The sequence below is a fragment of the Streptomyces parvulus genome, assembly GCF_014648855.1.
Classification (GTDB): Bacteria; Actinomycetota; Actinomycetes; order Streptomycetales; family Streptomycetaceae; genus Streptomyces; species Streptomyces parvulus.
This window is the reverse complement of record NZ_BMRX01000002.1, coordinates 60,249-73,005: the sequence shown is the minus strand read 5'-3', so window position 1 is coordinate 73,005 and position 12,757 is coordinate 60,249. Positions and strand designations below refer to the sequence as shown.

Sequence of the window (12,757 nt, the reverse complement as noted above, 5' to 3'; positions counted from 1 at the left end):
GGTTGGGCCGTGCAGAGGATTCACCTCTTACTGGGGGGAGTCCCCGACTCGTGGAATACCCCCCAAGTGAAACTTCGGGCCCAACAAGGAGAGCAGGGAACTCAGATGGCGGAGCTCACGATCCGGCCGGAGGAGATCCGGGACGCACTGGAGAACTTCGTCCAGTCGTACAAGCCGGACGCGGCCTCGCGCGAGGAGGTCGGTACGGTCACCCTTGCCGGCGACGGCATCGCGAAGGTCGAGGGCCTGCCCTCGGCCATGGCCAACGAACTGCTGAAGTTCGAGGACGGCACCCTCGGCCTCGCCCTCAACCTCGAGGAGCGCGAGATCGGTGCCATCGTCCTCGGTGAGTTCAGCGGTATCGAGGAGGGCCAGCCGGTCAGCCGCACGGGCGAGGTCCTGTCGGTCGCCGTGGGCGAGGGCTACCTCGGCCGCGTGGTCGACCCCCTCGGCAACCCGATCGACGGCCTCGGCGAGATCGAGACCGAGGGCCGCCGCGCCCTCGAACTGCAGGCCCCCACGGTCATGCAGCGCAAGTCGGTGCACGAGCCGATGGAGACGGGCTACAAGGCCGTCGACGCCATGACCCCGATCGGCCGCGGTCAGCGCCAGCTGATCATCGGCGACCGCCAGACCGGCAAGACCGCCCTGGCCGTCGACACGATCATCAACCAGCGCGACAACTGGCGCACCGGCGACCCGAACAAGCAGGTCCGCTGCATCTACGTCGCCATCGGCCAGAAGGGCTCCACCATCGCGTCGGTCCGCCGCGCGCTGGAGGAGAACGGCGCGCTGGAGTACACGACCATCGTGGCCGCCCCGGCGTCCGACCCGGCCGGCTTCAAGTACCTGGCGCCGTACACCGGCTCGGCCATCGGCCAGCAGTGGATGTACGAGGGCAAGCACGTCCTGATCATCTTCGACGACCTGTCGAAGCAGGCCGACGCCTACCGCGCCGTGTCGCTGCTGCTGCGCCGCCCGCCGGGCCGCGAGGCCTACCCGGGTGACGTCTTCTACCTGCACTCCCGTCTGCTGGAGCGCTGCGCCAAGCTCTCCGACGACATGGGCGCCGGTTCGATGACCGGTCTGCCGATCGTCGAGACCAAGGCCAACGACGTCTCGGCGTTCATCCCGACCAACGTCATCTCCATCACCGACGGCCAGTGCTTCCTGGAGTCCGACCTGTTCAACGCCGGCCAGCGTCCGGCCCTGAACGTCGGTATCTCGGTCTCCCGCGTCGGTGGCTCCGCCCAGCACAAGGCCATGAAGCAGGTCTCCGGCCGGCTCCGCGTGGACCTCGCCCAGTTCCGCGAGCTGGAGGCGTTCGCCGCCTTCGGTTCCGACCTGGACGCCGCGTCGAAGTCCCAGCTGGAGCGCGGTCAGCGCATGGTCGAGCTGCTGAAGCAGGACCAGTACCAGCCGATGGCCACCGAGGACCAGGTCGTCTCCGTCTGGGCCGGCACCACCGGCAAGATGGACGAGGTGCCCGTCAACGACATCAGCCGCTTCGAGAAGGAGCTGCTCGAGTACCTGCACCGCCAGGAGCAGGGCCTCATGACCTCCATCAAGGAGGGCGGCAAGATGTCCGACGACACCCTGCAGGCCGTCGCCGAGGCGATCGCGTCGTTCAAGAAGCAGTTCGAGACCTCGGACGGCAGGCTGCTCGGCGAGGACGCCCCGTCCGCCGCCAAGTGACGTAAGGAAGGGACCTGACTCATGGGAGCCCAGCTCCGGGTCTACAAGCGTCGCATCCGATCCGTCACCGCGACCAAGAAGATCACCAAGGCGATGGAGATGATCGCCGCCTCGCGCGTCGTCAAGGCGCAGCGCAAGGTGGCGGCCTCCACGCCGTACGCGCAGGAACTCACCCGCGCGGTCACGGCGGTCGGGACCGGGTCGAACACGAAGCACCCGCTCACCACGGAGGCGGAGAACCCGACCCGTGCCGCGGTCCTGCTCCTCACGAGCGACCGCGGTCTGGCCGGCGCCTTCAACTCCAACGCCATCAAGGCGGCGGAGCGGCTCACCGAGCGCCTCGAGCGCGAGGGCCGGGAGGTCGACACGTACATCGTCGGCCGCCGCGGTCTGGCCCACTACAACTTCCGCGAGCGCAAGGTCGCGGAGTCGTTCTCGGGCTTCACCGACGAGCCCTCGTACGCGGACGCCAAGAAGGTCGCGGCGCCGCTGATCGAGGCCATCGAGAAGGAGACGGCGGAGGGCGGCGTGGACGAACTCCACATCGTCTACACCGAGTTCGTCTCGATGATGACGCAGACGGCGGCCGACTCCCGGCTGCTGCCGCTGAGCCTCGAAGAGGTCGCGCAGGAGTCGAAGGCGAAGGACGAGATCCTTCCGCTGTACGACTTCGAGCCGTCGGCGGAGGACGTCCTCGACGCCCTGCTGCCCCGCTACGTGGAGAGCCGCATCTACAACGCGCTGCTCCAGTCGGCCGCCTCCAAGCACGCCGCCACGCGGCGCGCGATGAAGTCGGCCACCGACAACGCGGGTGAGCTGATCAACACGCTCTCCCGTCTTGCCAACGCGGCCCGCCAGGCCGAAATCACCCAGGAAATCAGCGAGATCGTCGGTGGCGCCAGTGCCCTGGCCGACGCGACCGCGGGGAGTGACAACTAATGACCACCACTGTTGAGCCGACCGCTGCGTCGGGCGTGGCCACCGGCCGCGTCGCGCGCGTCATCGGCCCGGTCGTCGACGTGGAGTTCCCCGTCGACGCGATGCCGGACATCTACAACGCGCTGCACGTCGAGGTCGCCGACCCGGCCCAGGAGGGTCAGCTCAAGACCCTGACCCTGGAAGTCGCCCAGCACCTGGGTGACGGCCTGGTCCGCACCATCTCGATGCAGCCCACCGACGGCCTGGTCCGCCAGGCCCCGGTGACCGACACGGGCTCGGCCATCTCCGTCCCCGTCGGCGACTTCACCAAGGGCAAGGTGTTCAACACCCTCGGTGAGGTGCTGAACGTCGACGAGCAGTACACGGGTGAGCGCTGGCCGATCCACCGCAAGGCCCCGAACTTCGACGAGCTCGAGTCGAAGACCGAGATGTTCGAGACCGGCGTCAAGGTCATCGACCTGCTGACCCCGTACGTCAAGGGCGGCAAGATCGGTCTGTTCGGCGGCGCCGGCGTCGGCAAGACGGTGCTCATCCAGGAGATGATCTACCGCGTCGCCAACAACCACGACGGTGTCTCCGTGTTCGCCGGTGTCGGTGAGCGCACCCGTGAGGGCAACGACCTCATCGACGAGATGAGCGAGTCCGGCGTCATCGACAAGACCGCGCTGGTCTTCGGTCAGATGGACGAGCCGCCGGGCACCCGTCTGCGCGTCGCGCTGGCCGGCCTGACCATGGCCGAGTACTTCCGCGACGTCCAGAAGCAGGACGTGCTGTTCTTCATCGACAACATCTTCCGCTTCACCCAGGCGGGCTCCGAGGTGTCGACCCTGCTCGGCCGCATGCCCTCCGCGGTGGGCTACCAGCCGAACCTGGCCGACGAGATGGGTCTCCTCCAGGAGCGCATCACCTCGACCCGCGGTCACTCGATCACCTCGATGCAGGCGATCTACGTCCCCGCGGACGACCTGACCGACCCGGCCCCGGCCACCACCTTCGCCCACCTCGACGCGACGACGGTGCTCTCCCGTCCGATCTCCGAGAAGGGCATCTACCCGGCCGTGGACCCGCTGGACTCGACGTCCCGCATCCTCGACCCGCGGTACATCGCGGCGGACCACTACCAGGCCGCGATGCGCGTGAAGAACATCCTGCAGAAGTACAAGGACCTGCAGGACATCATCGCGATCCTCGGTATCGACGAGCTCGGCGAGGAGGACAAGCTGGTCGTCCAGCGTGCCCGCCGCGTGGAGCGCTTCCTGTCCCAGAACACCCACGTCGCCAAGCAGTTCACCGGCGTGGACGGCTCCGACGTGCCGCTGGACGAGTCGATCACCGCGTTCAACGCGATCTGCGACGGCGAGTACGACCACTTCCCGGAGCAGGCGTTCTTCATGTGCGGTGGCATCGAGGACCTGAAGAAGAACGCCAAGGAGCTCGGCGTCTCCTGAGCCTCGCGCTCGTGGTGGGCCCCACGGCTCACACCGGAGGGGGCGGGCGCGTCCCGCCCCCTCCGTCACGCCCCTTAGACTTGTAACCAACACCCGGCTCTCCCGCCGGGTGGTGACCCGAGGAGCCACCTTGGCTGCTGATCTGCACGTCGCGCTGGTCGCGGCCGACCGAGAGGTCTGGTCCGGCGAGGCCACCCTGGTCGTCGCGCGCACCACGTCCGGCGACATCGGCGTCATGCCCGGTCACCAGCCGCTGCTCGGTGTGCTGGAGTCGGGCCCGGTGACCATTCGTACGAGTGACGGTGGGACGGTCGTCGCCGCGGTGCACGGCGGTTTCATCTCGTTCGCCGACAACAAGCTGTCCCTGCTGGCCGAGATCGCCGAGCTGTCGGACGAGATCGACGTCCAGCGTGCGGAGCGGGAGCTCGAGCGCGCGAAGGCGGAGGGCGACGCCCACGCCGAGCGCCGCGCGGACGTCCGACTGCGCGCGGCGGCGGGGCGCTGATCGACGGCGCTGTGCTATGACGTGACTCAGCCGCGGCTGGGACCGGAGCAATCCGGACCCGGCCGCGGCTGAGGCAGATCCGGGTGTTTTTTCCGTTCCGTTACCTAGGAGACGAGGAGGTCGGTGTCGATGGTCCTCGCTCTGACCGTGTGCGGAATCGCCGTCGCCCTGGTGGTGATCGGGCTCTTCGTCTTCGGTCTGCGCCGCCGGCTGATCCAGCGGTCGGGCGGTACCTTCGACTGCTCCCTGCGCTGGGACGCGCCCAAGGAGGGCGACGGCGGCGGCAAGGGCTGGTCCTACGGAGTCGCCCGGTACAACGGCGACCGGGTGGAGTGGTACCGCGTCTTCTCGTACTCCCCGCGCCCCCGCCGGGTCCTGGAACGCTCCGCGATCGAGGTGGCCGGCCGCCGGGTGCCTGACGGCGAGGAGGAGCTGGCGTTGCTCTCCGACGCCGTGGTCCTGGCCTGTCTGCACCGGGGCACCCGGCTCGAACTGGCGATGAGCGAAGACGCGCTGACCGGATTCCTCGCGTGGCTGGAGGCAGCCCCGCCCGGTCAGCGAGTGAATGTGGCGTAGCCACATTCACTCGCTGGTTGGGGGTCCCCCCGGACGGAGTCTGGGGGAGCGTCAACGTCGCTTGAGGTGCTGGTTACTTCAGACCGCTGTTGATGGCGCTCACCAGCTCGCCGTTGGCGGTGTCACCGCTGAACTCCCAGAAGAAGGCGCCGCCCAGGCCCTGGTTCTTGGCCCAGGTCATCTTGCCCGCGATGGTCGACGGGGTGTCGTACGACCACCACTGGTTGCCGCAGTGCGCGTACGCCGTGCCGGCGACCGTGCCGGTGACGGGGCAGGCGCTCTTCAGGACCTTGTAGTCCTCGATGCCGGCCTCGTAGGTGCCGGGTGCCGCGCCGGTCGCCGTGCCGCCGGGGGCCGACTGGGTGACGCCGGTCCAGCCGCGGCCGTAGAAGCCGATGCCGAGCAGGAGCTTGGCGGAGGGCACGCCCTTGGCCTTGAGCTTGGCGATCGCGTCCGCGGAGTTGAAGCCCGCGGTCGGGATGCCGGAGTACGAGGTCAGCGGGGAGTGCGGGGCGGTCGGGCCGGTGTTGGCCCAGGCGCCGAAGTAGTCGTACGTCATCACGTTGTACCAGTCGAGGTACTGGGAGGCGCCGCCGTAGTCGGCCGCGTCGATCTTGCCGCCGCTGGAGCCGTCCGCGGTGATGGCCGCGGTGACCAGGTAGTTGGAGCCGAACTCGTTGCGCAGCGCCTGGGAGAGGTTCTTGAAGGCCGCCGGACCGGAGGTGTCGCAGGTCAGGCCGCAGGCGTTCGGGTACTCCCAGTCGATGTCGATGCCGTCGAAGACGTCGGCCCAGCGCGGGTCCTCCACCACGGCCTTGCAGGACTTGGCGAACGCCGCCGGGTTCTGCGCGGCCTGGCCGAAGCCGCCGGAGTAGGTCCAGCCGCCGAAGGAGTACAGCACCTTGATGTGCGGGTACTTGGCCTTCAGCTGGCGCAGCTGGTTGAAGTTGCCGCGCAGCGGCTGGTCCCAGGTGTCGGCGGTGCCGCTGACGGACTGGTCGGCGGTGTAGGCCTTCTCGTACGCGGCGAACGTGTCGTCGACGGTGCACTGGCCGTTCTTGACGTTGCCGAACGCGTAGTTGATGTGGGTGATCTTCGAGGCGGAGCCGGAGGTCACCAGGTTCTTGACGTGGTAGTTGCGGCCGTAGATGCCCCACTCGGTGAAGTAGCCGAGGTTGACCTTGCCGCTCGGGCCGGGCTCGCCTCCGCCGCCGCCGGTGGTGCGGACCTGGACGGCGCCGCTGGCCGGGCCGGTCTGGTCGGCGGTGTCGCGGGCCTGGACCGTGTAGGAGTAGTCGGTGCCCTTGGTCAGGCCGGTGTTGGTGTAGGTGGTGCCGGTGACGGTGGCGACCTTCGTGCCGTCGCGCAGGACGTCGTAGTTCTTGATGCCCTTGTCGTCGGTCGCCGCCGACCAGGACAGCTTCACCGAGGTGTCGGTGACGTCCGAGGCGGTGGGCGTGCCGGGGGCGGAGGGGGCGGCGTCGCCGGGGGTGGACCCGCCGTCGCAGCTGCCGCCGTTGAGCTTGCAGTTGGAGGGGGAGCCGGGGCCGCTGCCGTTGAAGCCGAAGGAGACCGAGGCGCCGGGGGCGAGCGTCCCGTTCCAGCCGACGTTCTTGGCGGTCCAGTGGTCGCCGGAGTTGGTGACCGTGGCGTCCCAGGCGGAGGTGACCTTGGTGCCGGAGGGGAAGTCCCACTCGACGGTCCAGGAGCTGAGGGACGTGGTGCCGGTGTTCTTCACCGTCCAGCTGCCGCCGAAGCCCGTGCCCCAGTCCGAGGTCTTGCTGAACGTGGCCGTGGCACTCGTCGCGGCCTGGGCCGGACTCGCCAGGCCGACCAGTCCGGCCAGCGGGAGTGACAGACACGCGGCGAGGGCCGCGACTCTGTGTCTGAAGCGCATGCTGCGCCTCCTTATGTGAGGTTGTGTTGTGGCCATGACTGAGCCTCATGTCCACAGTGCCGCGAGAATAGAAAGGTCTGGACCTTAGGTCAATAGGTCTGGACCAGTGCTGGCCATCGTGGTTGAAGCGGGAACTAGATCCCCAACTCCTGCGCGAGGACCGCGGCTTGCACCCGGCTGCGCAGCGACAGCTTCCCCAGCATGCGGCTGACGTGCGTCTTCACCGTCGCCTCCGCCATGTCCAGCCGCTCGGCGATCGCGGCGTTGGACAGTCCCTCACCGAGGCAGGACAGCACCTCGCGCTCCCGCCGGGTCAGGTCCCGCAGCACCGCCGGATCGGCGGCCGGCTCCCGCACCGGCTTCGCGGCGAACTCCGCGATCAGGCGCCGGGTGACGGCCGGGGCGACGACGCCCTCGCCGGCCGCCACCGTGCGCACGGCCGTGAGCAGGTCCGCGGCCTCCGTGTTCTTCAGCAGAAACCCGGCGGCTCCCGCCCGCAGGGCCCCGAAGACGTACTCGTCCAGGTCGAAGGTGGTCAGCACCAGCACGTCGGCCAGGCCCTCGCCGACCACCGCCGCGGTCGCGGACACACCGTCGAGGCGCGGCATCTGGACGTCCATCAGCACCAGGTCGGGGCGCAGTTCACGGGCGAGCGCCACCGCCCGTTCGCCGTCCGCGGCCTCCCCGACCACCTCGATGTCCGGCGCGCTGCCGAGGATCAGCACCAGTCCCGCGCGGACGGCGGACTGGTCCTCGGCGACGACGACGCGGATCATCCCAGGTCTCCTTCGGTCAGGGGCAGCACGGCGCACACCGCCCAGATCTTGCCGTCCGGCCCGCCCGGGTCCGCCACCGCCCCGGCCTCGAAGCTGCCGCGGAGCAGCGCCGTCCGCTCCCGCATGCCGACCAGGCCCGCGCCGGAACCGGGGGCGCGCGGGGTGTCCCGGCCGCCGTACGGACTGGTCACCCGCACTCGCAGGGCCGCCCCGTCCCGGGTGAGCCGCACCAGGACCGGGCCCGGGGAGGCGTGCTTGAGGGCGTTGGTCAGCGACTCCTGCACGATCCGGTACGCGGCCAGCTCGACCGGCGCGGGCAGGCCGACGCCGGGGCGCGCGTCCAGCGTGACGTCGAGCCCGTTGGCCCGCGCGCCGTCGACGAGGGCGCCGAGCCCGTCGAGGGTGGGGGCGGCGGCGGGCTCGGTGTCCCCGCCGTCGTCCCGCAGGATGCCGATCAGGCGGCGCATCTCGGCCAGTCCCGCCACGCTGTTCTCGCGGATCACGCCGAGCGCCTGCCGGGTGGTGGCCGCGTCGTCCAGGGAGAGCGCGGCGGTGGAGTGGATGGCGATCGCGGAGAGGTGGTTGGCGACCATGTCGTGCAGCTCGCGGGCCATCCGGGAGCGTTCCGCGGCCACCGCCTGGACCCGGTCCATCTCGGCCAGCAGCGCCGTCTGCTCGGCCCGCAGCAGGGCGGCGTCGGCGGCCTCGCGGTGGTTGCGCACGATCAGGCCGGTGGAGGCGGGGGCGAAGGACACGATGCCCACCGCGACCCCGATCAGCAGCGCCTCGGGCTGCCGCCACAGGGCGAACGGCACGACGGTGCCGGCCACGGTGAGGAGCCCGGTGATCCAGGGGATGCGGCGGGCCGAGGCGGGCGGGCCGTAGAGCACGGCGGCGTACATCACGTCGGTGTACATGATCACCGTGACGAGGCTGCCCTGGGTGAGCGTGTCCCCGACCAGCGCGACCGTGCCCACCAGCACGCCGGTGCGGGGAGCGGACCGGCGCAGCAGCTCGCAGGCCGCCATGACCACGAGCGGGACCAGCAGCGGCCACTTGCCGTCGAACAGGACGACCGGCTCGTCGGCCGGACGCACCCCCAGCCCGATGCCCCACAGCAGCAGCCCGCCCAGCAGGCCGGCCGCGGCGACGTAGCAGTCGAAGCGGCGCGGGCGGGGGAGTCGTACGGCCATGCCCCCATCCAACACGGCCCCGGGCCCGCACGCCTGATGCCCGGGAAGGGTCCCGCACTGCATCTTTCGATGTACCGGAGGTTCGTCACCGGCGACGACGATCCGCGGCGGGCGGCACGGGAGCCTGGAAGGGCGATCGAGAGGAGCGAACCGTGATCGTCACCCTGATCATCGTCTGCGAGATCGGCTTCTGGGTGCTGCTCGCCGCCGGGCTGGCCGCGCGCTACCTGCTGCGGATGCCGCGCACCGGCATGGCCTTGCTGCTGTGCGAGCCGCTGCTTGAGGTCGTGCTGCTGGTGGTCACCGCGCTGGACCTGAAGAACGGCGCCGACCCGAGCTGGAAGCACGGCCTCGCGGCGCTGTACATCGGCTACACCGTCGGCCACGGTCACCGCACCGTGAAGTGGCTCGACGGACACGCGGCCCACCGGATCGGCGGCGCCCCCAGGCCGGCCGGGCCCCCGCGCTACGGCATGGCCCGCGCCCGGCACGAGGGCAGGGTGTGGCTCGGCACGCTGGTCGCGGCCGCGGTGGCGACCGGGCTGCTGCAGCTCGCCATGTGGTACGTGGACGACCCGAGCCGCACCACGTCCCTGGAGAGCTGGCAGTACACGGCCTGGCGCGCGGCCGGCATCCACGGCCTGATCGCCCTCACCTACGCGATCTGGCCGAAAAGGGCCCCGTCGGGCGAGCGCCCCGAGGAGCGCCCCGAAGGGGCGCGGGGCCCTGATCCGACATGCGGCTCCGCCGCGTGGGCGCGCCCAGCCACGACGGACCCGCAGCCGTACGACGACACGGCCCCCCGCCCCACCGAGCGGAGCGTCTAGCGCTCGCCGCCCGGCACCCACAGCACGTCCCCGACCTCCTTGTTCGCCGTGCGGGCCAGGATGAACAGGAGGTCGGACAGCCGGTTGAGGTAGGTCGCGGTGAGCGGGTTCATGGTCTCCCCGTGGGCCTCCAGGGCCGCCCAGGTCGAGCGCTCGGCCCGCCGCACCACCGTGCACGCCTGGTGCAGCAGCGCCGCGCCGGGCGTGCCGCCGGGCAGGATGAAGGAGCGGAGCTTCTCCACCTCGGCCAGGTAGCGGTCGCAGTCCGCCTCCAGCTTGTCGACGTAGAACTGCTCGACCCTGAGCGGCGGGAACTCCGGGTTCTCCACCACCGGCGTCGACAGGTCCGCGCCCACGTCGAACAGGTCGTTCTGGACCCGGACGAGGACCTTGACGACGTCCTCCGGCAGCCCGCCCAGCGCGATCGCGGTGCCGATCACCGCGTTCGCCTCGTTGGCGTCGGCGTACGCCGAGATCCGGAGGTCGGTCTTCGGGACCCGGCTCATGTCACCGAGGGCGGTGGTGCCCTGGTCGCCGGTCCGGGTGTAGATGCGCGTCAGGTTGACCATGGGGCCAGCCTAGTTACGCACCGGCGGTGCGGAACACGCGTGTGCCCGCCGTCACGGCCAGTGCGGTGAACGCGAGCGCCACCAGCGTGCCGTACAGCATGTGCTCCGTCGCGTAGCTGCCGACGTACGCGTCCCGCACCGCGTCCACCAGATAGCGGAACGGCATCAGGTGCGACAGCACGTCCAGCCACGCAGGTCCCAGGGTCATCGGCAGCATCAGGCCGGACAGCAGCATCGACGGCATGGTCAGCGCGTTGACCGTCGGCCCGAACTCCTGCGGGGTCCGCACCTTCATCGCCAGCGCGTACGACAGCGACGCCAGCGACACCGTGAGCAGGGCGACGAACGCGAAGCCGATCAGCACGCCGAACAGCGGCGCCCGCAGGCCCATCGCCACGGCCGCCAGCACCAGCAGCACCGCCTGGAAGGCGAAGACCGTGGCGTCCCGCAGCACCCGGCCCAGGAGCAGCGCCGGCCGGCCGACCGGCGTCACGCGCATGCGTTCCACCACGCCCTGGCCGTTCTCGATAATGACCGAGAAGCCGGCGAAGGAGGCGCCGAAGAGCCCCAGCTGGAGCAGCAGGCCCGGCACCAGCACCTGCCAGGAGCTGCCCCGCCCGCCGAGCGGCAGACCGGTCAGCAGCGGACCGAAGAAGAGCAGGTACAGCAGCGGCATCAGCACGCCGAACAGCAGCGCGAAGCGGGACCGCAGCGACTGGCGCAGATAGCGGCCGTAGATGAGCGCGGTGTCGTGGAACAGCATCGGATCAGCCTCCGGTCTCGGGGTTCTGTTCGGCCACCGGGCGCTATACGGCCACGGGCGCGGCGTCGGCGGGCGCGGCGGCGCGGCCGGTGATGGCGAGGAACGTGTCCTGGAGCGGGGCGTCGACCGAGCCGCCGTACTCCAGCTTCAGGGCGCTCGGCGTGCCCTCGGCGACCACCACACCGCCGTCCACGACCACCAGCCGGTCGGAGAGCGCGTCGGCCTCGTCGAGGTAGTGGGTGGTCAGGAAGACGGTGGTGCCCTGCTCGTCGCGCAGCCGGCGGACCAGGTCCCACAGGCCGGCGCGGCTGCCCGGGTCGAGTCCGGTGGTCGGCTCGTCCAGGAAGAGCACCTTCGGGCGGTGCGTGAGCGCCATGGCGATGTCCAGCCGGCGCCGCTGGCCGCCGGAGAGGGCGCCGCACTTGCGGTCCAGGAGGCCGGTCAGGTCCAGGTCGCGGGCGAGTTCGTCCGCGCGCTCCTCCGCCCGTGCCCGGCTCAGCCGGTACAGGCGGCCCTGGGTGACCAGCTCCTCCCGCACGCTGATCTGCGTGTCCACCCCGCCCGACTGCGCCACGTACCCGCACGCCCGGCGCACCCCCGCGGCGTCGGTCGCCAGGTCGTGGCCGGCCACGGTGGCCGCGCCGCCGGTGGGGGCGAGCAGCGTGGTGAGCATCCGCAGCGTGGTCGTCTTGCCGGCGCCGTTGGGGCCCAGGAAGCCGAGGATCTCGCCCTCGTGGACGGTCAGGTCGATGCCGCGCACGGCCTCGACCGGGCCGCGCGCGGTCGCGAAGGTCCGGGACAGGCCCGCCGTACTGATGATTGCCATGCGCCCCAGAAAAACAGAGTCACTTAAATTTTGCAACGCCCCCAAGTTTTGACCGGTACCAGCGAAGCCTAGGATGGCGCCATGGCCGAGGGACTCAGGGAGCGGAAGAAGCGGCAGACCCGGCAGTACATCTCGGATGTAGCCACGGGGCTGTTCCTGGAGCGCGGTTTCGAGGCGGTGACGGTCGCCGAGGTCGCCCGCGCCGCGGACGTCTCCGTGAACACCGTCTACAACTACTTCCCGGCCAAGGAGGACCTGTTCCTCGACCGCTCCAAGGGTGTGACCGACCGGCTGTCGCGCTGGGTGCGCGGCCGGCCCGACGGCGAGTCCGCCGCGTACGCCGTCCTGCGCGAGCTGCGCGACGAGGTCGAGTCGGTCTCTCCCCGCGTGGGCCTGATGGACGGATACGCCGGGTTCATGAAGGTCGTGCAGGAGTCGCCCGCGCTGCGGTCCAGGATGTGGGCCATCGGCCAGGAGGTCCTCGTCAACCTGGAGGTGACCCTCCGGGAGGAGACCGGCGCCGCGCCCGGCGACCCGCTGCCCGGTCTGATGGCCGGTCAGATCAACTGGCTGCACGGCACGGTGATGATGGGGATCGGCCAGCGCATGGTGGCGGGCGGGAAGCCCGCCGAGGTCTCCCGCGAGATGCTGCTGCTCCTGGACGAGATGGAGGAGCTGTTGAGTGCGAGGGTGCTCAACTACGCCGTCCGGGGCGCGGAGTGACACCCGAATGACACACGTCG

General features: G+C 70.4%; 13 protein-coding genes. 7 read left to right on the top strand and 6 right to left on the bottom strand.

Features of this window, described 5'->3' with window-relative positions; all coding sequences use genetic code 11:
* The first annotated feature begins 105 nt into the window (after nt 1–105).
* The 5 genes from atpA (at nt 106) to IE108_RS03290 (ending at nt 5,163) form a co-directional block, all read left to right on the top strand.
* The gene (gene atpA, locus IE108_RS03310) at nt 106–1,695 is read left to right on the top strand and encodes a F0F1 ATP synthase subunit alpha (RefSeq protein WP_064729860.1); all 1,590 of its coding nucleotides are present in this window, start codon (nt 106–108) and stop codon (nt 1,693–1,695) included.
* 21 nt (nt 1,696–1,716) lie between these two features.
* Nucleotides 1,717–2,634 (top strand): F0F1 ATP synthase subunit gamma, encoded by a 918-nt coding sequence (locus tag IE108_RS03305; RefSeq protein ID WP_064729861.1) that lies wholly within the window; start codon nt 1,717–1,719, stop codon nt 2,632–2,634.
* Nucleotides 2,634–4,082, top strand: a complete 1,449-nt coding sequence (gene atpD / locus IE108_RS03300; RefSeq protein ID WP_064729862.1) for a F0F1 ATP synthase subunit beta — start codon at nt 2,634–2,636, stop codon at nt 4,080–4,082. The genes IE108_RS03305 and atpD overlap by 1 nt, the downstream gene beginning before the upstream one ends.
* Nucleotides 4,083–4,212: 130 nt before the next feature.
* Nucleotides 4,213–4,587 (top strand): F0F1 ATP synthase subunit epsilon, encoded by a 375-nt coding sequence (locus IE108_RS03295; RefSeq protein WP_064729863.1) that lies wholly within the window; start codon nt 4,213–4,215, stop codon nt 4,585–4,587.
* Nucleotides 4,588–4,716: 129 nt separating this feature from the next.
* Nucleotides 4,717–5,163, top strand: a complete 447-nt coding sequence (locus tag IE108_RS03290) for a DUF2550 domain-containing protein (protein ID WP_064729864.1) — start codon at nt 4,717–4,719, stop codon at nt 5,161–5,163.
* Nucleotides 5,164–5,236: 73 nt separating this feature from the next.
* Here the strand turns inward: IE108_RS03290 and IE108_RS03285 are convergent, their stop codons facing one another.
* The 3 genes from IE108_RS03285 to IE108_RS03275 all read right to left on the bottom strand — a co-directional run bounded on the left by IE108_RS03285 (nt 5,237) and on the right by IE108_RS03275 (nt 9,029).
* Nucleotides 5,237–7,060: a glycoside hydrolase family 18 chitinase gene (locus IE108_RS03285; protein WP_064729865.1), complete on the bottom strand. Its 1,824-nt coding sequence runs from the start codon at nt 7,058–7,060 to the stop codon at nt 5,237–5,239.
* Nucleotides 7,061–7,194: 134 nt separating this feature from the next.
* The gene (locus IE108_RS03280) at nt 7,195–7,836 is read right to left on the bottom strand and encodes a response regulator (protein ID WP_064729866.1); all 642 of its coding nucleotides are present in this window, start codon (nt 7,834–7,836) and stop codon (nt 7,195–7,197) included.
* On the bottom strand, nt 7,833–9,029 hold the full coding sequence (locus tag IE108_RS03275; protein ID WP_064729867.1) for a sensor histidine kinase: 1,197 nt from the start codon (nt 9,027–9,029) through the stop codon (nt 7,833–7,835). The genes IE108_RS03280 and IE108_RS03275 overlap by 4 nt, the downstream gene beginning before the upstream one ends.
* Nucleotides 9,030–9,181: 152 nt before the next feature.
* Between IE108_RS03275 and IE108_RS03270 the strand changes: the two genes are divergently transcribed.
* Nucleotides 9,182–9,856, top strand: coding sequence for a hypothetical protein (locus IE108_RS03270; protein WP_229851594.1), 675 nt, complete (start codon nt 9,182–9,184; stop codon nt 9,854–9,856).
* On the opposite strand, the gene IE108_RS03265 is transcribed toward IE108_RS03270, so the two are convergent.
* From IE108_RS03265 to IE108_RS03255, 3 genes are read right to left on the bottom strand one after another with little or no spacing between them, the layout of a single operon-like run.
* Nucleotides 9,853–10,425, bottom strand: coding sequence for a cob(I)yrinic acid a,c-diamide adenosyltransferase (locus IE108_RS03265; protein WP_064729868.1), 573 nt, complete (start codon nt 10,423–10,425; stop codon nt 9,853–9,855). The genes IE108_RS03270 and IE108_RS03265 overlap by 4 nt on opposite strands.
* A 13-nt stretch (nt 10,426–10,438) precedes the next feature.
* The gene (locus tag IE108_RS03260) at nt 10,439–11,188 is read right to left on the bottom strand and encodes an ABC transporter permease (protein ID WP_064729869.1); all 750 of its coding nucleotides are present in this window, start codon (nt 11,186–11,188) and stop codon (nt 10,439–10,441) included.
* A gap of 43 nt (nt 11,189–11,231) precedes the next feature.
* Nucleotides 11,232–12,014, bottom strand: coding sequence for an ABC transporter ATP-binding protein (locus IE108_RS03255; protein ID WP_064729870.1), 783 nt, complete (start codon nt 12,012–12,014; stop codon nt 11,232–11,234).
* A gap of 81 nt (nt 12,015–12,095) precedes the next feature.
* On the opposite strand from IE108_RS03255, the gene IE108_RS03250 reads away from it, so the two are divergent.
* Entirely contained in the window at nt 12,096–12,737 is a 642-nt protein-coding gene (locus IE108_RS03250; protein WP_064729871.1) for a TetR/AcrR family transcriptional regulator, read from the top strand.
* The last annotated feature ends 20 nt before the right edge of the window (nt 12,738–12,757 follow it).